The organism is Actinomycetospora atypica, from assembly GCF_042653685.1.
GTDB classification, from domain to species: domain Bacteria; phylum Actinomycetota; class Actinomycetes; order Mycobacteriales; family Pseudonocardiaceae; genus Actinomycetospora; species Actinomycetospora atypica.
Window position 1 is genome coordinate 1 of sequence record NZ_JBHSIV010000006.1, and the last position, 20,990, is coordinate 20,990.

18 protein-coding genes are annotated in these 20,990 nt (G+C 75.8%); 6 read left to right on the plus strand and 12 right to left on the minus strand.

Annotation, left to right across the window (positions count from 1 at the left end):
- A partial coding sequence (locus ACFPBZ_RS07245) for a TOMM precursor leader peptide-binding protein (protein ID WP_378035351.1) occupies window positions 1–610 on the plus strand: 610 nt, incomplete at its 5' end.
- Between the two features lies 1 nt (window position 611).
- The gene (locus ACFPBZ_RS07250) at window positions 612–1,925 is read left to right on the plus strand and encodes an ABC1 kinase family protein (RefSeq protein WP_378035352.1); all 1,314 of its coding nucleotides are present in this window, start codon (window positions 612–614) and stop codon (window positions 1,923–1,925) included.
- A gap of 55 nt (window positions 1,926–1,980) precedes the next feature.
- Here the strand turns inward: ACFPBZ_RS07250 and ACFPBZ_RS07255 are convergent, their stop codons facing one another.
- From ACFPBZ_RS07255 to ACFPBZ_RS07265, 3 genes are all read right to left on the minus strand, one after another.
- The gene (locus ACFPBZ_RS07255; RefSeq protein WP_378035353.1) at window positions 1,981–2,298 is read right to left on the minus strand and encodes a WhiB family transcriptional regulator; all 318 of its coding nucleotides are present in this window, start codon (window positions 2,296–2,298) and stop codon (window positions 1,981–1,983) included.
- Between the two features lie 509 nt (window positions 2,299–2,807).
- Window positions 2,808–4,904, minus strand: a complete 2,097-nt coding sequence (locus ACFPBZ_RS07260; RefSeq protein WP_378035354.1) for an ATP-dependent DNA helicase UvrD2 — start codon at window positions 4,902–4,904, stop codon at window positions 2,808–2,810.
- Between the two features lie 12 nt (window positions 4,905–4,916).
- Entirely contained in the window at window positions 4,917–5,666 is a 750-nt protein-coding gene (locus ACFPBZ_RS07265; RefSeq protein WP_378035355.1) for an AraC family transcriptional regulator, read from the minus strand.
- A 78-nt stretch (window positions 5,667–5,744) separates the two neighbouring features.
- Here ACFPBZ_RS07265 and ACFPBZ_RS07270 point away from each other — a divergent pair, with 78 nt between their 5' ends.
- Together ACFPBZ_RS07270 and ACFPBZ_RS07275 are read left to right on the plus strand one after the other, a co-directional pair.
- A complete protein-coding gene (locus ACFPBZ_RS07270; RefSeq protein ID WP_378035356.1) occupies window positions 5,745–9,113 on the plus strand; it encodes a proline dehydrogenase family protein in 3,369 nt (1,122 codons plus the stop codon).
- Window positions 9,114–9,154: 41 nt separating this feature from the next.
- On the plus strand, window positions 9,155–9,415 hold the full coding sequence (locus ACFPBZ_RS07275; protein ID WP_378035357.1) for a mycoredoxin: 261 nt from the start codon (window positions 9,155–9,157) through the stop codon (window positions 9,413–9,415).
- Between the two features lie 129 nt (window positions 9,416–9,544).
- Here the strand turns inward: ACFPBZ_RS07275 and nudC are convergent, their stop codons facing one another.
- From nudC to ACFPBZ_RS07310, 7 genes are all read right to left on the minus strand, one after another.
- Window positions 9,545–10,558, minus strand: coding sequence for an NAD(+) diphosphatase (gene nudC / locus ACFPBZ_RS07280; RefSeq protein ID WP_378035569.1), 1,014 nt, complete (start codon window positions 10,556–10,558; stop codon window positions 9,545–9,547).
- Window positions 10,559–10,590: 32 nt separating this feature from the next.
- Window positions 10,591–11,985, minus strand: coding sequence for a M16 family metallopeptidase (locus ACFPBZ_RS07285; RefSeq protein ID WP_378035358.1), 1,395 nt, complete (start codon window positions 11,983–11,985; stop codon window positions 10,591–10,593).
- Window positions 11,982–13,256: a M16 family metallopeptidase gene (locus tag ACFPBZ_RS07290; RefSeq protein ID WP_378035570.1), complete on the minus strand. Its 1,275-nt coding sequence runs from the start codon at window positions 13,254–13,256 to the stop codon at window positions 11,982–11,984. Before ACFPBZ_RS07290 ends, ACFPBZ_RS07285 begins: the two co-directional genes overlap by 4 nt.
- A gap of 63 nt (window positions 13,257–13,319) precedes the next feature.
- Window positions 13,320–13,964: a hypothetical protein gene (locus ACFPBZ_RS07295; RefSeq protein WP_378035359.1), complete on the minus strand. Its 645-nt coding sequence runs from the start codon at window positions 13,962–13,964 to the stop codon at window positions 13,320–13,322.
- 132 nt (window positions 13,965–14,096) lie between these two features.
- On the minus strand, window positions 14,097–15,080 hold the full coding sequence (locus tag ACFPBZ_RS07300) for an SDR family NAD(P)-dependent oxidoreductase (RefSeq protein WP_378035360.1): 984 nt from the start codon (window positions 15,078–15,080) through the stop codon (window positions 14,097–14,099).
- A 99-nt stretch (window positions 15,081–15,179) separates the two neighbouring features.
- Window positions 15,180–16,598, minus strand: a complete 1,419-nt coding sequence (locus ACFPBZ_RS07305) for a M20/M25/M40 family metallo-hydrolase (RefSeq protein WP_378035361.1) — start codon at window positions 16,596–16,598, stop codon at window positions 15,180–15,182.
- 10 nt (window positions 16,599–16,608) lie between these two features.
- Window positions 16,609–17,019 carry a DoxX family protein gene (locus ACFPBZ_RS07310; RefSeq protein WP_378035362.1) on the minus strand — a complete coding sequence of 137 codons (411 nt, stop codon included), beginning with the start codon at window positions 17,017–17,019 and terminating at the stop codon, window positions 16,609–16,611.
- A 76-nt stretch (window positions 17,020–17,095) separates the two neighbouring features.
- Between ACFPBZ_RS07310 and ACFPBZ_RS07315 the strand changes: the two genes are divergently transcribed.
- Complete coding sequence (locus ACFPBZ_RS07315) at window positions 17,096–18,967, plus strand: gamma-glutamyltransferase family protein (protein WP_378035571.1); 1,872 nt, start codon at window positions 17,096–17,098, stop codon at window positions 18,965–18,967.
- Between the two features lie 23 nt (window positions 18,968–18,990).
- Window positions 18,991–19,362 carry a DoxX family protein gene (locus ACFPBZ_RS07320; RefSeq protein ID WP_378035363.1) on the plus strand — a complete coding sequence of 124 codons (372 nt, stop codon included), beginning with the start codon at window positions 18,991–18,993 and terminating at the stop codon, window positions 19,360–19,362.
- Between the two features lie 6 nt (window positions 19,363–19,368).
- On the opposite strand, the gene ACFPBZ_RS07325 is transcribed toward ACFPBZ_RS07320, so the two are convergent.
- The gene (locus ACFPBZ_RS07325; RefSeq protein WP_378035364.1) at window positions 19,369–20,085 is read right to left on the minus strand and encodes a hypothetical protein; all 717 of its coding nucleotides are present in this window, start codon (window positions 20,083–20,085) and stop codon (window positions 19,369–19,371) included.
- Window positions 20,086–20,116: 31 nt separating this feature from the next.
- Window positions 20,117–20,845 (minus strand): FAD-binding protein, encoded by a 729-nt coding sequence (locus ACFPBZ_RS07330; RefSeq protein ID WP_378035365.1) that lies wholly within the window; start codon window positions 20,843–20,845, stop codon window positions 20,117–20,119.
- Between the last annotated feature and the right edge of the window lie 145 nt (window positions 20,846–20,990).

Consider the following 20,990-nt stretch of genomic DNA (forward strand, 5'->3'; position numbering starts at 1 on the left):
CGGGCGGGTGGCGGTGCGGGCGGCGGGGTCGGTCGGGCGGGGCGACCTCGGCACGGGGCTGACCGAGGCCGACCTCGTCGCGCCCGCCGTCGCGGCCGGGGCGCACGCCGTGAGCCGGGTCGCCGCGGGCGTCGCGGTGGCCGAGCCGACCCGTCGTCGTCCCGACCTCGTGGTGCTCACGGGGCGCGCCGCCGGCGACCTGGTGGCGGCCGCTCCCCTGCACGCCCGCCACCAGCCGCACCTGGCCGTGACCGCCGGCGAGACCACGGGGACGGTCGGTCCGCTGGTGCTGCCCGGGCGCACCTCGTGCCTGCGCTGCGCCGACCGGCACCGCACCGACGCCGACCCGGCCTGGCCGCGGGTCGCCGCGCAGCTCGCCGCGGTGCCCCCGGCGGTCCCGGTGGCCGTGGCGGCGGCGGTCGCGGGCCTGGCCGTGGCGCAGGTCCTCGCCCACCTCGCCGGCGGTCCCGACCTCAGCGGTGCCGCCGTCGAACTCGAGCCCGCCACGGGCCGCGCGACCCGCTGCGAGCGGGCCGTCCACCCCCGCTGCCCGTGCACCGGACCCCGACCTCCGCGCGCCGGGGTCGTCGGCTCGGGGGACAATCGATGACGTGTCCGACGAGATTCCCCGCCGAACGGTCCAACGCTCCGCGCGCTTGGCGTCCCTGCCGCTCGGGTTCGCCTCCCGGACGGCCGCAGGGTGGGGACGACGTCTCGCGGGCGGTGACGCCGGTGAGATCTCGGCGGACGTGGCCCGACGTGGGGCGGAGCAGCTCTTCGCGGTGCTCGGGGAGCTCAAGGGCGGGGCCATGAAGTTCGGTCAGGCCCTGTCGGTGTTCGAGGCCGCGGTGCCCGACGAGCTGGCCGAGCCCTACCGCGAGGCGCTCACCCGCCTGCAGACCGCGGCGCCCCCGATGCCCGCCGCGCGGACGCACCGGGTCCTCGCCGAGCAGTTCGGGCGGGGCTGGCGCGACCGGTTCCGTGAGTTCGACGACACCCCGGCGGCGTCGGCGAGCATCGGCCAGGTCCACCGCGCGGTCTGGGGCGACGGCCGCGAGGTCGCGGTCAAGGTGCAGTACCCGGGCGCCGAGGAGGCCGTGATGGCCGACCTGCGGCAGCTGCAGCGCTTCTCCCGGCTGATCCAGCCGATGGTGCCCGGCATGGAGATCAAGCCGCTGCTGCAGGAGCTGCGCGACCGGATGTCCGAGGAGCTCGACTACCGCGACGAGGCCGACGCGCAGCGCACCTTCGCAGCGGCCTTCGAGGGCGACGAGCACGTGATCGTGCCGCGCGTCGTCGCCTCGGCGCCGAAGGCCATGGTCAGCGAGTGGGTCGACGGCACGCCGCTCTCGCAGGTCATCCGCAACGGCGACCCGGAGGAGCGCGACCGCGTCGGCACGCTGCTCTCGACGTTCCACTTCTCCGCGCCCGCCCGCACCGGACTGCTGCACGCCGACCCGCACCCCGGCAACTTCCAGCTCCTGCCCGACGGCCGGCTCTGCGTCATCGACTTCGGCGCCGTCGCCCGGCTGCCCGACGGCCTGCCGCACGAGCTCGGGCACATGCTCGCCCTCGCGGTCGAGGACCGCTCCGAGGAGCTGCTGCAGCTGATGCGCGACCTGCACTTCGTGCTGCCCGACACCGACATGACCGCGGAGCGCGCCACGGCCTACCTCGGGCCGCTCGTCGACCCGCTGCGCACCGAGAAGTTCCACTTCACCCGCGACTGGATCCGCGGGCAGGCCGAGCGGCTGGGCGACCTGCGGCGGCCCGAGTTCGAGACGGGCCGCGGGCTGAACCTGCCGCCGCAGTACCTGCTCATCCACCGGGTCACGCTCGCCTCGGTCGCCGTGCTCTGCCAGCTCGACGCCGAGATCGGGCTGCGCTCGATCTTCCGGGAGTGGCAGCCCGGCTTCGACGTGTGAGACCGGGCGAGGGGTCCGCGCAGGACCCCTCGCCCGGAGGGGCGGGCCGGGGGCGTCACGCCACGCCGGCCTCGGCCCGGGCCGCCGCGATCTCGGCGTCCCGCGCGAGGTCGGCCTTGCTCGGCCGGCCCCGGGGGCGCTTGCGGGCGATCACGGCACCGCGATCGAGGATCTCGCCGCCCCACACCCCGGCGAACTCCCGCCGCTGCAGCGCACCGGACAGGCAGGTGCGCCGGACCGGGCAGGCGGCGCACAGCACCTTGGCCTGCTCGAGGTCGGCGGGGTTCTCCGAGAACCACAGGTCGTCGGGCTCCTCCAGGCACGGCAGGGAGACCGACACGGCTATGTCGGGGGCGGCAGGGACGGGGAACATCGCTCGGACCTCCTACGGCGGGTGGTTCGGGGGTCACCCGGTCCGCGGAGCCGACGTCCTCGTGAGACGACGGAGGCCGCGAACCCGGTGGGTCCGCGGCCTCGAGATGTCGGTGGTCAGTCCTGGGGCGGACCACCGCTCGGGCGCGGACGGAACGGGTCGAGATCGACGTGTGTCGGCGTGGGCCGCAGGGAGCCGGCCGGGCGGGTGCCACCGGGGACACCGCTGACCGGGCACACCTCTCCCCCGGCGACCACGGCGGTGGGCACGGCGGCGAACGCTCGTGTCCGCACCAGGGCGACCCATGGCTCGGAGCCGCGGGACTGCCACACGTCGACCGACGGGGAGGGGATCGGCGCACCGATTAACAGCTTCATGATCGGCACACCCCTTCCGGCCGTCGGAGATCGACCCGGCACCTCGCGCGCCGGTGTCGACGAACCTAGGGGGCTCCTCGCGGACGCCGCAACGGAATTACCGCGAGGTCGTCGGGATTTCTCCCGGACGGCTCAGGAGACGTGCTCGCGGACCATCGTCAGGACGTCCTCGCCGTAGCGCTCGAGCTTGGAGGCGCCGATGCCGGGGATGGTGACGAGGCCCTTGGTGTCGAGCGGGCGCTGCTCGGCGAGAGCGACCAGCGTCGCGTCGGTGAAGACGACGTAGGCGGGCACCGAGCGCTGCTTGGCCTCGTTCGACCGCCACGACCGCAGCGCGTCGAGGAGCTCCTCGTCGATGTCCGACGGGTGCTCGGTGCAGCGCCCGATCTTCTGCGCGGCGGCGTCGCCCAGCGTCTTGCCGCACACCCGGCAGCCGGCCTTCGACACCTTCTGCTTCGGGCCGCCGTCGATCCCGGTGCCCGCCTTGCGGGCGGCGGGGTGGTCGTCGGGAACCAGGCCGTAGAGGAAGCGGCTGCGCCGCCGGGAGCGCCGGCCACCGGAGTTGCGGGCCAGCGCCCACGACATCCGCAGGTGCACCCGCGCGCGCGTCACCCCCACGTAGAACAGGCGCCGCTCCTCCTCGATCGCCTCGTCGTCACCGTCGGCGTGCTGGATCGGCAGCGCGCCGTCGGTGAGCCCGACGAGGAACACCGCGTCCCACTCGAGGCCCTTGGCCGCGTGCAGCGTCGCGAGCGTGACGCCCTGCACGGTCGGCGGGTGCTGGGCCTGCGCCCGGTTCGCGAGCTCGCCGAGGAACCCGGAGTAGGTGACCTCGGGCAGGGCGGCGACGAGGTCGCCCGCGAGCTCGGCGAGCGCCCGGAGCGACTCCCAGCGCTGGCGTTGCGCACCGTCGGCCGCGCTGCCCGCGGGCGGGGTCTCGGTGAGCCCCTGCTCGCCGAGCACCGCCCGCACGGTGGTGACGACGTCCTTCCCGACGACGGCCTCCGGGCCGCCCTCGAGCCGGTTGCCGGTGGTGCGCAGCGCGGCGATCGCGTTCTTCACCTCGGTGCGCTGGAAGAACCGCTCGCCGCCGCGCACCTGGTAGGGGATCCCGAGATCGGACAGCGCCTGCTCGTAGGCCTCGGACTGCGCGTTGATGCGGAACAGCACCGCGATCTCGGAGGCGGGGACGCCGTCGTCGATCAACGACTGGATCTGCAGAGCGGCGGCGGCGGCCTCGGCCGGCTCGTCGTCGTGCTCGGAGAAGTCGGGCGCCGGGCCCGGCGGGCGCTGCCCCTCGAGGCGCAGCCGCGACCCGGCCGCCCGGCCCCGGGCCGCGCCGATCACGGTGTTCGCGGCGGCGACCACCTGCGGGGTGGACCGGTAGTCGCGCACCAGGCGGACCACCTCGGCGTCGGGGAACCGGCGGGGGAAGTCGAGCAGGTACCCGGCGCTGGCCCCGGCGAACGAGTAGATCGTCTGATTGGCGTCCCCGACCACCGTGAGGTCGTCCCGGCCGCCGAGCCACGCCCCCAGCAGGCGGTGCTGCAACGGCGTGACGTCCTGGAACTCGTCGACGACGAAGCAGCGGTAGCGCTCGCGGAACTCGTCGGCGACCGCGGCGGAGTCCTCCAGCGCGCCGGCCGTGTGGATCAGCAGGTCCTCGAAGTCGAGCTGCTCGGCGCGGTTCTTGAGCTGCTCGTAGGTCTCGTAGACCGCCGTCACCTGCTCGACGGGCGCCGGGGTGTCGCGCTGGGCCTTCGTCGCGGCCGCGGCGTAGGCGTCGGGCGCGACGAGGCAGGCCTTGGCCCACTCGATCTCGCTCGCGAGGTCGCGCAGCGACTCCCGGTTGGTGGCCGCGTTCGCGCGCTGGGCGGCCTGGCCGACGAAGCGCATCTTGTTGTCGAGCAGCGGCCACACCTCGCCGCCGACCGCGCGCGGCCAGAAGTAGCGCAGCTGGCGCAGGGCGGCGGCGTGGAAGGTGCGCGCCTGCACCCCGCCGACGCCGAGATCGCGCAGCCGGGTGCGCATCTCGCCGGCCGCGCGGGCGGTGAAGGTGACGGCGAGGACCTGCCCGGCGCGGACCTGGTCGGTGGTGACGAGGTGGGCGATGCGCCGGGTGATCGTGCGGGTCTTCCCGGTACCGGCGCCGGCGAGCACGCAGACCGGGCCCCGGGCGGCGAGCACGGCCGCGCGCTGCTCGGGATCGAGGCCGTCCGCGGGGGTCACGCCCCCATCGTCTCAACCGGGTCCGACATCGTGGGGCTCCTCCCCCGGGTACGCCCCGGCGCGTCGCCGGAACTGGCCGGGCGTCTCCCCCGCGAGCCGCGCGAACTGGCGGGTGAACGCCGGCTGGTCGTAGAAGCCGCAGCGCAGCGCGACCTCGGCGAGCGGGGTGTCGGTGCCGGTCAGCAGCGCGCGGGCCCGGTCGATGCGCGCCCGCAGCACGAACTGGGTCGGCGCGAGGCCGAACACCGCCCGCATCCGCCGCTCCAGGGTCGAGGTCGAGGTCCCGGCCGCGGCGGCCATCTCCTCGAGCCGCGGCGGGTCGTCGAGCCGGGCCGCCACCAGGTCGACGACGCGCGAGAGCGCGGGCATCGCGGGGTCGGTCTCGTCGGCGGAGCGCAGGTCCTCCGACACGCTCGCCACCCCCACGACCGCGCCTCCCTCGCGCACCGGCACCTTCGTCGTCAGGTACCAGCCGGGGACCCCGCCCTCGCGGCGGATCAGCTCCAGCTCGTGGCGCAGGGTGCGGCCCTCGGCGAGCACGCGGGCGTCCTGCTCCTCGTACCGCTCGGCGAGGGCGGGGACGAACAGCTCCCCCGCCCGCTTCCCGACGACCGCGGCGCGCGTCCGCGCGGTGGTCCGGCGCACGAACGCGTCGTTGACCTCGACGTAGCGCCCGTCGGCGTCCTTCGCGCAGAACATCACGCCGGTCAGCTCGGCGAAGAGCGCGAGCAGCGCCGGGGCGGGGATGTCCACCCGCGCCATCCTGGTTGGTCGGGCCCGGCGGCGGGGGCGCCGGATTCGGACAAGAGGAGTGTCGGTCCCCGGGGCCACCATGGGTCCATGAGCGAGCAGGCGGTGATGGACGGCGCGGTCGACGGCCCGATCGACGACGCGATGGTCGAGCGGGCGGTCGCCCGGGCCGCGCGGTGGAGCGAGGCGTCCGACGCCGCCGGGTCCGACGCGGCGACCCGCCGGCTCGCCTCCCTGGTCCACGACCCCGCCGGGGTCGAGTTCGCGATGCGGTTCGTCGACCGGGTGGCCCGGCCCGACGACGACGCCGTGGCCGCCCGCGAGCTGGCCCGCACGGCCGGGCGCGGCGCCACGCTGCCGGGGTTCGCCTCGCCCCTCGACCGGGTCATGCTCCGCACCGGTGCCGCCCTGGCGCCCCGCGCCCCGCGGCTCGTCGTGCCGCTCGCGCGGCGCCGGCTCCGGCAGCTCGTCGGGCACCTCGTCGTCGACGCCTCCGGCCGGTCCCTGCGCCGGCGCCTGGCGTCCGCGCGTGCCGAGGGGTTCCGGCTCAACCTCAACCTCCTCGGCGAGGCGGTGCTCGGGGAGGACGAGGCCGACCGGCGCCTGGAGCGGACCCTCGCGCTCATCCGCCGCCCCGACGTCGACTACGTGTCGGTGAAGGCCTCGTCGGTGGCGAGCCAGCTCGTGCCGTGGGACCTCGAGGGCAGCCGCGACCGGCTGGTCCGCCGCCTCGCCCCGCTGCTCGAGACCGCGCGAGAGCACGGCGTCTTCGTCAACTTCGACATGGAGGAGTACAAGGACCTCCACCTCACCGTCGCCCTGTTCACCGCGCTGCTCGACCGGCCGGGGCTGCGGGACTACTCCGCGGGCATCGTCCTGCAGGCCTACCTGCCCGACTCGGTGGCGGCCCTGGAGCACCTCGCCGACTACGCCCGACGCCGCGTCGAGGCGGGTGGGGCGTCGATCAAGGTCCGGCTGGTCAAGGGCGCGAACCTCGCCATGGAGCGCGTCGACGCCGCGCTGCACGACTGGCCGCAGGCGCCCTACGCCACCAAGGCCGAGGTCGACGCCAACTACGTGCGCCTGCTCGACCACGCGCTGCGCCCCGGGCTCGCCGACGCGCTGCGCCTCGGGGTCGCGAGCCACCACCTGCACCACGTCGCGCTGGCCGTCGAGCTCGCGGCCGCCCGCGGGGTCGCCGCGCAGATGGACGTGGAGATGCTGCAGGGCATGGCGCCCGCGCAGGCCCGGGCGGTGGCGGCCGACCTGCCCGACTCGGGCCTGGTCCTCTACACGCCGGTCGTGCACGCCGAGGACTTCGACGCGGCGGTGAGCTACCTGGTCCGGCGTCTCGAGGAGAACGCGGGCCACGAGAACTACCTCTACGCGATGTTCTCCGACGAGGGCCCGGCCTCCTACCTCGACCGGTTCCGGGCCTCGGTCCGCGACCGCGACGCCGTCCCCGACACCCCGCGGCGCACGCAGGACCGCACGCGGGAGACCCCGGTGGCCGCCGGGGAGTTCCACAACGAGCCCGACACCGATCCCTCCCTGCCCGCGAACCGGGACTGGGCGCGCCGGGCGGTCGCGGGCGCGCCGACCCCCGTGCGCTCCCCCGAGGTCACCGACCCGGCGGCCGTGGACGGGATCGTCGCCCGGGCCGAGCAGGCCGACTGGCGCTCGCGGAGCCCGAGGGAACGCGCGGCGCTCCTGCGCGAGGGCGCCCGGGCCCTCGCGGCCGCCCGCACCGAGCTGCTCACGACGATGGTCGGCGAGGCCGGCAAGACCGTCGCCGAGGCCGACCCGGAGATCTCCGAGGCGATCGACTTCGCGACCTACTACGCCGACCGGGCCGTCGAGCTCGACGAGGACCGGTTCACCCCCGACCGCGTGGTGGTGGTGACGCCGCCGTGGAACTTCCCGGTGGCCATCCCGCTGGGCGGCTGCCTGGCCGCCCTCGCGGCGGGCGCGGCGGTCGTCATCAAGCCGGCGCCCCAGGTGCGGGCGTGCGCCGAGGTCGGCGTCGCCGCGCTGCACCGGGCGGGCATCCCCGCCGACGCGCTGCAGCTGGTGCACACCGACGAGGGCGAGGCCGGGCGCCGGCTCGTGACCCACCCCGCGGTCGAGCGCGTGGTGCTCACCGGGGCGAGCGAGACCGCCGCGCTGTTCCGGTCCTGGCGGCCCGACCTCGGCGTGATCGCGGAGACCTCGGGCAAGAACGCGCTGGTGATCACCCCGGCCGCCGACCCCGACCTCGCGGTCGCCGACCTCGTGCGCTCCGCGTTCGGGCACGCGGGGCAGAAGTGCTCGGCCGCCTCGCTGGCGATCCTCGTCGGGTCGGTGGGCGACCCGCGCTCCGCGGTGGGGCGCCGCTTCCGCCGCCAGCTCGCCGATGCGGTGCGGACGCTGCGGGTGGGCCCCGGCACCGACCTGTCCTCGACGATGGGGCCGCTGGTCGGGGAGCTGTCAGGGAAGCTCGAGCGGGCCCTGACCACGCTGGAGCCGGGCGAGTCGTGGCTCGTCGAGCCGCGCCGCCTGGGTGACGGCCTCTGGACTCCGGGGGTGCGTGAGGGTGTCGCGCCCGGCTCGTGGTTCCACGTGACGGAGTGCTTCGGCCCGGTGCTCGGGCTGATGACGGCCGCGACCCTCGACGAGGCGATCACGTGGCAGAACGCGACCGGCTTCGGGCTGACCGGCGGTCTGCACTCGCTCGACCGCGACGAGATCGACCACTGGATGGAGCGGGTCGAGGTCGGCAACGCCTACGTCAACCGGCACATCACCGGGGCGATCGTGCAGCGGCAGTCGTTCGGGGGATGGAAGGGCTCGGTGGTGGGACCGGGGGCGAAGCCGGGCGGGCCGAACTACGTGGCGCAGTTCGGCACGTGGGCCGACGCCGACCCCGCCGCCCTCCCGTCCGCCCCGCTCGGTCGGGCGGCCTCGGAGCTGCTGGCCTCGGTGGCCGGCTCGGTGTCGGCCGAGGACCTGGCGTGGCTGCGCGCGGCGGCCGGGTCGGACGCCCACTGGTGGCGCGAGGAGTTCTCCGTCGAGCACGACCCCACCGGGATCGCGGCCGAGGCGAACGTGTTCCGGTACCGGCCGCTGCCGGGGCTGCGGGTGGCGCACGGCGAGGGCGCCTCCCGGCGCGACCTGCTGCGGCTCCAACTGGCCGGGGCGTGCGCCGGGGTGTCGGTGACGACCTTCGTCCGGGCCGACCCGGCCCACGGCGACGGCGGGCGCGTCCCGCCGCGGATCGCGCCGCGCCGCGCCTGCGAGCCGGGCGAGCGGGTCCGGGTGCTCGGGACGCCGCCGGAGGCCCTGCGCCGCGAGGCCGCCGAGGTCGGGGCGTCGCTCGTCGAGGGCCCGGTGCTCGCCGACGGGCGCCGCGAGCTGCTCTCGGTGCTGCGCGAGCAGGCGGTCAGCATCACGCGACACCGCTTCGCCCACGTCGAGGAGTGACCCGCGGGAAGTCACGGCGGCCTCCGCGCGTTGGACCGGACATGGCGCAGATGACGATGTACACGACCAGCTGGTGCGGCTTCTGCCGGCGGCTCAAGAGCCAGCTCGACCGGGAGGGCATCGGCTACGACGAGGTCGACATCGAGCGCACCCCGGACGCCGCGAAGATCGTCGTGGAGATCAACGGCGGCAACCGGACGGTGCCGACGGTCGTCTACCCCGACGGGTCCGCCGCGGTGAACCCGAGCTTCGCCGAGGTCAAGACGGCGCTGGCGAAGGCCGAGGCCGCGCCCGGCGTGTGACCGACCACGGACAAGGGCCCCTCCACCTCGGGTGGAGGGGCCCTTCGTGTGTCCGGGGACAGGGCGGAGCCGGATGTGCGAGTGGCGCCGTCCTGACGTCAGGCGTCAGCACCGTGCCATTGCTGATCCCTAGGCCGCGGCCGCCCAGGCCTCGAGCATCGCCCGGGCGATCGACACGCCGCCGGGCAGGATGAGCTCCCGCTCCTCGCCCGCCTCGAACGCGGTGCCGCCGACGCCGTGGGCGCCCTTCGGGCTCTCGCCCTCGCGGGTCATCCAGTCGCCCGCCTCGAGCGCGGCGCGCAGCTCGTCGCGGGTGACCCAGCGGGCGTTCTCGATCTCGCCCTCCTGCAGCTGCATCGTCTGCTCGGGGTCGGCGACGGCCGCGAAGCCGATCATCAGCGAGCGCGGGAAGGGCCAGGGCTGGGAGCCGAGGTAGGTGATCGTCGTGACCGCGACCCCCACCTCCTCGGCGCACTCGCGGGCCACGCAGGCCTCGAGCGACTCGCCCGCCTCGACGAAGCCCGCCAGCACGCTGTAGCGCCCGGCCGGCCAGATAGGCTGGCGCGCGAGCAGCACGCGGTCGGCGCCGTCGTGGACCAGGCAGATCATCGAGGGGTCGGTGCGGGGGTACTCCTCGTGGTCGTGCGCCTCGCACAGCTGCGCCCACCCGGCCTTGATCGCGCGCATCGGCGAGCCGTCGCGGGAGCAGAAACGGGCGCGGTCGTGCCAGGACAGCAGGGCCACGGCGGTCGTCAGCAGGCCCGCCGAGTGGGCGTCGAGGTCGCCGCCCGACACCCGCAGGTCGCGCCACTTCTCGGTCGCGGAGAAGCCCGACCCGGCGTCGTTGGCGGAGTCGACGTCGGGCACCCGCACGCCCCAGTAGGCGGTGCCGTCCTCCTCGCCGAGCAGCACCGCGCCCTCGGGCGGGGCCTCGCCGAAGTCGCGCGAGGACACGTCGACGAGCCGGAGCGTCCCGTCCGCGTCCTCCGAGACCGGGGTACGGCCCTGCGGGTCGACCCGCACGACGCGGGCGAGCGGCCAGGTCGAGGCGACGTGCTCGGGGTCGCCGCGGACCTGCTCGCGCCGGTCGACGGTGGAGCGGGAGAGGCGGGGCAGGTCGTCGAGGTGGAACGCCGCGCGCATGTCGGGGCCTGCGGTGGTGGCCGGCGTAGTCGTCACGGGACGCGGATACCACCGAGCGCACGCAACGACTCCGCCGTCGTCGAGGCGTCCGCCACCACCACGCCGGTGAAGCGCGACGGGGCGAGGAACTCCACGGCGGCCGCGGCGACCTCGTCGTGCGTGACGGCCTCGAGGCGCTGGGGGTGCTCCCGGATCCACGTGGGGTCGAGCCCCACCCCGGCGAGCCCGGCGAGGGTCGACGCGAGTCCGGCCTGGGTGTTCATCGAGATGAGCAGCGACCCGATCGCGTAGCGGCGGGCCGACTCGAGCTCGGTGGCGCTCGGCGGCACCACCGCGGCCCGGCCCAGCTCGTAGCGCATCTCGAGCAGCGCGGCGGCCGTGACCTCGGAGGCGCAGTCGGTCTCCACGAGCAGGGCGGCGCCGTACGGGTCGAACTCCAGTGACGACGACGCGTGGTAGGTGTAGCCCTTGTCCTCGCGCAGGTTCTCGACGAGCCGCGAGGAGAAGTAGCCACCGAAGGCCAGGTTCGCGAGCTGCAGGGCCGCGTACCGCGGGTCGGTGCGCGGGATCGCGGCCGCGGAGAGCCGCAGCTGCGACTGCACCGCCCCGGGCCGGTCGACGAGCAGCAGGTCCGACCCGTGCAGGGCGGGCAGCGGGGGCAGGACGCCGGCGTCGCCGGGCGAGTCCCAGGCCGCGAGGGCGGCCTCGACGGCGGCCACGGCGCCGGCCGGGTCGAGGTCGCCGACCAGCACGAGCACCGAGCCCGAGGGCACGACCATGCGGCGGTGCAGGGCGGTCAGGTCCTCCGGGGAGACCGCGGCGACCTCGGCCACCTCGGGCATCTCCCGGGTGATCGGGTGGTCGCCGTAGCGGTGGCGCTGCAGCGCCCGCCGGGCGATCACCGACGGCTGGGCGGCGGCCACCTGGATCCGCTCGGCGAGCCGCTCGCGCTCCCGGGACACCTCCTCGTCGGGATAGGTCGCCCCGGTCAGGACGTCGGCGAGCACGTCGAGCAGCGTCGGCAGCCCGTCGGCCAGCGCGTGGCCGGCGGCGGCGAGGCGCTCGGGGTCGACGGAGAAGCCGATCTCGCCGCCGACGCCCGCGAGGTCGTCGTCGAGCGAGACCCGGGTGCGGCGGGTGGTACCGGAGAGCAGGGTCGAGGCGAGCACCTCGGCGACGGCGGAGTGCCAGGAGGCCTCGGCGGCGTCGTGGGCGGAGAACGGGATGCGCAGGCGCATCTCCACCATCGGCACGCCCGGGCGGCGCACGGCGATGACGCGCAGCCCGGTCGACAGGACGGTGTCGGTCTCCTCGGGGGCGGGCACCTGCGGCTGCGGTCGCAGCGGCGGGAGCTCCCGCGGGCCGGCGGGGGTGCGGCCGATCTCGGCGGCGGAGCGGCGCTCGATCCTGGATTCGGTGGTGGTCACGACGAGGCTCCCGGGGTCAGGACGAGCAGGGCACGGGAGTCGGGGCGCAGGGCGGCCGCCGCGCCGGCGACCGCCTCGGGGGTGACCGCGGCGATCGCGCCCGGCAGCTCGTCGGAGAGCTCCGCACGCCCGTGGACGAGCTCGGCCGAACCGAGGGCGAGCATCCGGTTCATCAGCCGGTCGTGCTCGCGGTAGAGCGCCCCGGCCCAGCGGGCGGTGACCCGGCGCAGCTCCTCCGGGTCGGGTCCCTCCTTCGCCAGCACGTCCAGCTCGCCGTCGACGGCGTCGACCACGCGGCGGTGGTCGACCGAGTCGGGGTGCACGGCGGTGATCGTGAAGGTGTCGGGGTCGCGGGCGTCGAGCGGCGCGCCCATCAGCCCGGCCGAGGCGGACACGTCGGTGACCAGCCCGTCGCCGTAGACGAGGCGCTGGGTCAGGCGGGCGGCCTCGCCGTCGGTGAGCAGGCTGCCGAGGACCGCGTGGGCGAGGTAGCCCGCCAGGTCGGTGCCCGGGTCGGGCAGGCGGTAGCCGAGCGCGAGCGCCGGCAGCGGGGCGTGCGGGTCGACCACGGACTCGACGTGCTCGCCCTGCGGCCGGGGCTCGCCGAACGACGGCCGCGTCGGCACCGGGCGCGCCGGGATGTCGCCGAAGTGGCGCTGGACCAGCGCCGCGGCATCGTCGGGATCGAAGTCGCCGACGACGGTGAGGACCGCGTTGCCGGGCGCGTAGTAGGCGTCGAAGAACGCGGCGGCGTCGTCGAGCGAGGACTGCTCGAGGTCGGTGAAGTCGCCGTAGCCGTTGTGGGCGTTCGGGTAGGTCGAGTACAGCACCGGCGGCAGCAGGATCCAGGGGAAGCCGCCGTAGGGCCGGTTGAGCACGTTGAGGCGGATCTCCTCCTTCACCACGTCGATCTGGTTGCGGAGGTTGTCCTCGGTCAGCTTCGGCGCGCGCAGCCGGTCGGCCTCGAGGAACAGGCCCCGCTCGAGCGCGGCGGCCGGGAGGATCTCGAAGTAGTCGGTGTAGTCCTGGTGGGTGGAGCCGTTGAACACCCCGCCCGAGCCCTGGACGTGCCGGAAGTGGCTGAGCTTCTCCAGGCTCTCCGAGCCCTGGAACATCAGGTGCTCGAAGAGGTGGGCGAACCCGGTGCGGCCCTCCGGTTCACTGCGGAAGCCGACGTCGACGTGGACCGCGATCCCCACGACGGGGTTCGTCCGGTCGGGCGCGAGGAGCACCCGCAGACCGTTGTCGAGCGTCAGGCGCGTGCGCTGCATGCCCTCGTGCGCGTCACGCGCGGCCGGGGACGTCGAGGTGGGGGCCGTACTCACCCCCCGACCCTAACGGCGGCGTCGTCCGTGGGCCGCGCGTCGGGCGGGGCCACGCGGGACCGGCACGACGATCTCCCGGCGTGGCCGGGCAGGGGCCGCGCCGCGGGCCACCACGACGAGCAGCGAGCCGGCTCCCAGCGCCGCCGCCACGGCCAGGGCGATCTCGAGGCGCGCCACCAGCGGGGACACGCCCTCCCCGGACACGTCGGTGGTGGCCGGGCGGGCGGTGGCGCCGGACCCGACGACGCCCAGCGGCCCGGTGATCGCCCCGTCGGCGGGGACCGAGACCGGGACGGGGAAGCCCGCGGAGCGGCCGCAGCCGTCGAGCACGGCCTCGCGCCGCACCCCGGCGACCTCGAGGGTCACCCGGTCGTGCGGGTCGGCCGACACGCACGAGGCCGTGGCGGTGACGACCGCGGTCACGACGATCGGCGGGGCGACGGGGGCCGCGGCCGGCGCGGCCCCCATCCCGACGGCGTCGGCCAGCGCCGGCACCCGCGGCAGCACGAGGGCGACGACCGCCATCGCCCCCAGGGCCAGCGCCACGAGCAGAGGGATGGACCGGGACGGACGACGTTCACTCTCGGCGGCCCGGGCGGTCGTCACGGGGAGACGCAGCGAGGCGGAACCCAGACGGTCCGCGGAGAGTGACACGGGTGAGATTCTGCACCCGCCACGCCGGACCCGATCGAGGGATCCCGCCCCGGTACCCAGAGCGACCGACTGGTACACCTCACGCTTTTCCCGACACCCCGTCCGGCGGCGTCGGTGCTCCGCCCGGGGGCGTCAGCTGAAGGCGTCGACCCCGGTGAGCTGCGCCGAGTACGCCCAGAGCGCCTCGGCGGTGTCGGGGTCGATCGCGTAGGGCATGACCCCGCTGCCGTACCCGCCGCGGGAGTCGGGCCCCTTCGAGGTGTCGACGGCGACCGCGACGTCGCAGTCCTCCAGGTACACCCCGGAGAGGTCGGCGAGCTGCGGGCTCGTCGCGGCCCAGGTCTCGGTGGCGGCGCCCTGCTCGGGGGTCTTGAACGACGACGCCGCCGGGCCGGGGTTGCCGGCCTCGTCGAGCCAGCCGAGCGCGACCATCTCCTCGCGCGGCAGGTGGCGCTGCAGCGGGGTCATGATCCCGCCGGGGTGCAGGGCGAAGGCCCGGACGCCCCGGGCGGCCAGGCCGACCGCGAACAGGACGTTGGCGGTCTTCGACTGCCCGTAGGCCTGCCACTTGTCGTACTCGCGGCGCTCGTAGTGGACGTCGTCGAGGTGCAGGCCCGAGAAGTGGTGGCCGCGCGAGGAGACCGAGACGACGCGGGCGTCGTCGGCCAGGGTCGGCACGAGACGGTTGACCAGGGCGAAGTGGCCGAGGTGGTTGGTGGCGAACTGGCGCTCCCACCCGGGGCCGACGCGCTCGAGCGGGGTCGCCATGACGCCCGCGTTGTCGATCAGCACGTCGACGCGGCGGCCGGAGCCGGTGAAGCGCTGCGCGAAGGCGGCCACGGAGTCGAGGTCGCCGAGGTCGAGGGCGTCGGTCTCCACGTTCCCGAGGCCGGTGAGCGCCTCGGCCGCGACCTCGGGCCGGCGGGCGGGGACGACGACGTGGGCGCCGACGGAGGTGAGGGCGCGGGTCGCCTCGAGGCCGAGCCCGGAGTAGCCGCCGGTGACGATCGCGAGGCGGCCGGAGAGGTCGAGTCCCGCCACGACGTCAGCGGCGGTGCTGGTCGCGCCGAACCCGGAACCGAGGGGCTGTTGCGGGGTCTGCTGCGTACTGGTCATGGGCTCGACGCTAGGAGTTCGAGCGCGCTCGAACGCAAGCGCGGTGCGAGCGTGTGCGATTCCTGCCGTCCAGTGTCAGCGAAGTGCCATCGCTGACGCTCAGCGGGAGCGGGCGGCGAGGAGGCGCCACAGGTGCGCCACCGACTCGGCCCCGCGCAGCAGCAACGGGAGCACCGCCCGCTCGTCGGGGGCGTGGATGCGGTCGGTGGGCAGCATGACGCCGAGGAACGCGAGCGGGGCGTCGAGCGCGGTGGTCAGCAGCGCCTCGGGGCCGCTGCCCCCCTCGCGCGCCGGCAGCACCTCGGTGCCCAGCGCGATGCCCATCGCCTCGCGGATCGAGGCGACGAGCGCCGAGTCGAGGTCGCAGATCAGCGGCGGCACCCCGGGCCCGCCGGTGGAGACCTCGGCGGTGATCCCGGCCGGGACGCGCTCGTTCACGAACTGCTCGACGAGGGCCTTGATGCGCGCCGGGTCCTGGTCGGCGACCAGCCGGAACGTCATCTTCAGCGTCGCGGAGTGCGGGACGATCGTCTTGTGGCCCGGCCCGTCGTAGCCGCCGTGCAGGCCGTTGACCTCGGCGGTGGGGCGGGCCCAGAGCCGCTCGTAGGTGCTCCACCCCTGCTCCCCCGCCGTCGCCGTCGCGCCCGCCGCGGGGCCCGCGAGCCACTCGGGCTCGTCGAACGGCAGCGCCGCCCACGCGACCCGCTCGCGCTCGGTGGCCTCGCGCACGTCGTCGTAGAACCCCGGGACGGCCACCCGGCCGGCCTCGTCGTGGAAGGCGGTGACGAGGCCGGCGAGCTCGGCCACCGGGTTGGGGACGGCGCCGCCGAACATGCCGGAGTGCAGGTCGACCGACGCGCCGCGGAAGACGACGTCGAGGTCGACGAGGCCGCGCATGCCGCAGCAGACGGTGGGGCTGTCCCGGTTGATCATGCCGGTGTCGGTCACGACGATCTCGTCGCACGCCAGGGCGTCGCCGTGCGCGTCGAGGAGCTCGGCGAGGTGCGCCGACCCCGACTCCTCCTCGCCCTCCACCAGCAGCTTCAGCGATACGGCGGGAGCGGTCGCGCCGGTCGCGGCGAGGTGGGCCCGGACCCCGAGCAGCACCATCGCGATGTGGCCCTTGTCGTCGGAGGCGCCGCGCCCGCGCAGCTCCTCCCCCACCACCTGCGGCTCGAACGGCGCGAAGCTCCAGCCGTCGGCGAGGTCGGCCGGCTGCACGTCGTGGTGGCCGTAGACGAGCACCGTCGGCGCGGCCGGGTCGGCCGCGGGCCAGTGCGCGTACACGGCCGGCAGGGCCGCCGTGTCGTCCCAGACCTCCACCGTCGGCCAGCCGTCCCGCCGGAGCGTGTCGGCCAGCCACGTCGCCGAGCGGGCGACGTCGTCGTGGTGGGCCGGGTCGGCGCTGATCGACGGGATGCGCAGCCACTCCGACAGCTCGGCGACGAAGGCGTCGGCGCGCGCCGCCACCTCGGCCTGCTCGGCGGTCCCGGACTGCGGCTCGAGCGTGCTGGTCACGCGCCCCACGCTAGCGCCGGAAGGTCGCCGGGATCTCGCGGCGCCGGGCCACCGCGACCACGGCGAGCAGGACGCCCATGATCACGGGCGTGTACCAGAAGCCCTCGCTCAGGAAGAAGAGCTGCGCCACGGTGGCGCCGACCATCAGCGCGACGAGGCAGGCGGCCGCCAGCCCGGCGAGGCGCGGGATCAGCAGGCCGAGGCCGCCCGCGACCTCGAGCACGCCGACGACGATCCGCAGCCACGGGGCCCCGAGGTCCTCGAAGATCTGGACGGCGTAGCTCTCGCCGACGAGCTTCGGGAAGCCGGAGCCGACGACGAACATCAGCCCGAGGAGCACCTGGAGCACCCAGAGCCCGATCGTGGCCGGCCGGCCCCGGGTCGACGTGGTGGAGGCGGGAGCGGCGGCAGTCGTGGTCATGGCGACGATCCTGCTGGTCAGCCGCTCTTGGTGTCAATACCATACTGGGTAGTTGTCTTTCGATACCGTGCACGGGATGTCGTCGTGGCCCACCATCGCCGGGGTGACCCCCTTCACGCGCCCGCCGGCCTTCACCACGCGCCCGACCCTCGAGGGCACCGTCGGCATGGCGGCGTCCACCCACTGGGCCGCCTCGGCGGTGGCGATGGGCGTGCTCGAGCGCGGGGGCAACGCCTTCGACGCCGCGGTGGCCGCGGGCTTCGTCCTGCAGGTGGTCGAACCGCACCTCAACGGCCCCGGCGGCGACCTGACCGCCGTCTTCGCCACCGCGGACGACCCGACGCCCCGGGTGCTGGACGGCCAGGGCCCGGCGCCCGCCGCGGCGTCGGCGGCCCGCTATCGCGACGAGGGCCTCGACCGGGTCCCCGGCGCGGGCGCCCTGGCCGCCGCGATCCCGGGCGCCACCGACGCCTGGCTCCTGCTGCTGCGCGACCACGGGACGTGGGAGGTGGGCGACGTCGTGTCCCCCGCGATCGGCTACGCCCGCGACGGCTTCCCCGCCGTCCCCCGGGTCGGGTCGACGATCGCCGCGGTGGCCGACCTGTTCACCGGGCACTGGCCCACCTCGGCCGCGCTCTGGCTCCCGTCCGGACGACCGCCCGCGCCCGGCGAGGTGCTCCGCAACCCCGCCTGGGCCGCGACGCTGGAGCGGCTCGCCGGCGCCGCGCAGGGCCCGACGAGGGAGGACCGCGTCGACGCCGTGCGCACGCAGTGGGCCGAGGGCTTCGTGGCCGAGGCGGTCGAGGCGTTCTGCGCCACGCCCCACCGGCACTCGTCGGGCACCGACCACGCCGGCGTCCTCACCGTCGCCGACTCCGCGGGCTGGCGGGCGTCGGTGACCGACGCCTTCGTCGGGACGTTCGCGGGCCACCGCGTGGCGAAGACGCCGGCGTGGGGGCAGGGCCCCGCGCTGCTGCAGATGCTGGCGCTGCTCGAGCCCCTCGACACCGTGGACCCGTCGACGGCCGAGGGTGCGCACGTGGTCCTGGAGGCGATCAAGCTCGCGCAGGCAGACCGCGAGGCGTGGTTCGGCGACGACTGCCCGGTCACGCTCGACGAGCTCCTCGACCCCGCCTACCTCGACGGGCGGCGGAGCCTGATCACCGACGGGGCCTCGTCGGAGGTCCGCCCGGGACGGGTGGGCGGCCGGGAGCCGCGGATGGCGGAGCTCGCCCTGGCGGGGGCCGCCCCGGCGGTCGGCGGGAGCTCGGCGGTGGGCGAGCCGACCGTGGAGCTGGCCGGCGAGCCCGGGGCGAGCGGAGCGACGGGAGAGCCACCGACGAGCTCGCACGGGGAGATGCGCGGCGACACCTGCCACGTCGACGTCGTCGACCGCCTCGGGAACATCGTCTCGGTCACCCCGTCGGGCGGGTGGCTGCAGTCGTCCCCGACGATCCCCGAGCTCGGGTTCGCGCTCGGCACGCGGTTGCAGATGACCTGGCTCGAGGAGGGACTGCCCTCGACGCTGACGCCGGGGCGCCGTCCGCGGACCACGCTGACCCCCACGCTCGTGCTCGACGACCGCGGGCCGGTCGCCGCGCTCGGGTCGCCCGGCGGCGACCAGCAGGACCAGTGGCAGCTGCTCTACCTGCTCCGCACCCTCGTCGGGGGCTGGGGCCCGCAGGCCGCGATCGACGCGCCCGCGCTGCACACCACGTCGTCCCCGGGCTCGTTCTGGCCGCGCGACCGCGAGCCGGGCGGTGCGACGGTCGAGGACCGGCTCGGCGCCGCGGTGATCGGCGGGCTCGAGCGGCGCGGGCACCGGGTGACCCGCGCCGGGGACTGGTCGCTCGGGCGGCTGTCCGCGGTGGGGATCGACCGCGACCGCGGGGTGCTGTGGGGCGCGGCGAACCCCCGCGGGATGCAGGGCTACGCCGTCGGCCGGTGATCGACTCTGGGACGCTGACCGGCATGGCCCTCTCGTCCCGCCGCTCCGCGGCGTTGCTCGCCGCCCCGCTGATCGGCGCGGGGGTGCTGCACTTCGCGGTGCCGGCGCCGTTCGACTCGATCGTGCCGTCGTGGATCCCGGGGTCCGCCCGGTTCTGGACCTATGCGAGCGGTGTCGCCGAGGTCCTCGTCGGGACCGCCGTGGCCGTGCCGCGCACCCGCCGGCTGGGGGCGACGGCCGCGGCCGGGCTGTTCCTCGCGGTCTACCCGGCCAACGTGCAGATGGCCTGGGACTGGCGTCGCGAGCCGTGGCCGTACCGGGCGATCGCCCTGGGACGGCTGCCCCTGCAGTACCCGATGATCACGCACGCCCTGCGGGTGCGCGCCGAGGCCTGAGGGCGGCTATCCGAGCAGGGCCGCCGGGTCGTGGCGGCGGACGAGGGCGGCGAAGCGGGCGTCGTCGTCGGGTTCCGGAGCGGCGGCCAGCAGGGCGGGGCCGGCGCCGTCCGCGTCGAGCACGATCCCGGTGACCACGCCGACCGCCTCGGGGCGGCAGCGGAAGGCCCACCACAGCTCCGGGTCGGGGTGGGCGCCCGCGAGCTGGTGCACCACGGCGTCGCCGGTCACCAGCGTCACGCCGCGGACGCCGGCCGCCCCGGGGGCGTCGGCGATCGTGTCGGGGCGCAGCGGGGACCGCACCGGGGCGCCGGAGTCGGTGACCACGCGGCGGACGCGGTCCCAGGACGCGCCGACGCCGGCGTGGACCAGGCCGTCGCGGCCGACCGTCACCTGGTCGACCCGGGAGAGCGACAGCGCGATCGCGGGCCGGCTGGTGCGGCTCGGGGGCTGGGCGGAGTGCGGGTCGAGCACCACCACCTCGGTGTCGTGCTCGGCGGCCCAGCGCAGGGTCGCGACGACGTCGCGGGTCCCGGTGGCACCGACCACCGCGACCAGGCGCGACGGCGGGCGGCCGAGGGAGGGGGCGCGCAGCAGCTCGACGGCGGCCCCGGTGGTGTAGGGCGGCTGCACCGGGCCGTCCACCAGGTCGCCGAGCTCGAGGGCGGCACGGGCCACCCGGCCGACGGCGCCCTTCGGGGGGCGCGGACCGATCGTCGTCACGCCCGGTGCATCGCCCCGGGAGCACGATTGGTTAGCCGAGAACCCGATCGGGGTCGTGTCGCCGACGGATCGTGGCGAGCCGGGCCTCGTCGCCCGCCGACCAGGCCGGCCGGCCGAACCGGACCGTGGTGTCCCACGGGTCGAGCACCACCTCGGTGACGACGCCGACCCGATCGGGTCGGACCCGGTGGGCCCACCACAGGTCCCGGTCCCCGCCGCCGGTCCCGAGGTGGTGGATCACGCCGTCGCCGGTGACCAGGGTGACCCCGCACCGGGTGAGCCCGTCGACGCCGTGCCCGACCGTGCCGCGGCGGCACAGCAGGTCGCTCGGCGCGGCCCGGTGGGCCTGCGCGACGCGGTGCACGGCCGGGAACGCGGCCCCGACCCCGGCGCGGACCGTCGCCCCGTCGGCGTCGAGCCGCACGCGGTCGACGCGGCTCAGCGAGATCGCCACCGTCGGGCGGTCCATCGCGTCCCGCCGCGGCCGTGCCCCCTGCGGGTCGACGACCACCACCGCCACCCCGTGCTCGCCGGCCCAGCGCAGCGTGGCCGCGACGTCGTCGGGCCCGGTGGCCCCGACGACGGCGAGCAGCCGCCGCTGCGACCACGGGCCCGGGTCGGGTGCCAGGTCCACCAGCGCGTCGGTCGTGTACGGCGCGTGGACCGGCCCGACCACCCACTCCTCGAGCTCCGCCGTCGCCCGGCCGGCGCGGAGCCACTGTCCGCGCCGGCCGACCGGCTCCCCCCTGTCGATCGTCATCGGCCCATCCGACTCTCCGTGATCCCCCCGCGGCCGCCCGGGTGAGAAGCCGTTGACGACAACGTAGAGACGGCACGGAGAGTGACACAAGAGTCAGAGCAGTAGGTGATCCGCTACCCGACGTCAGCGGAACGCTTACTATCCG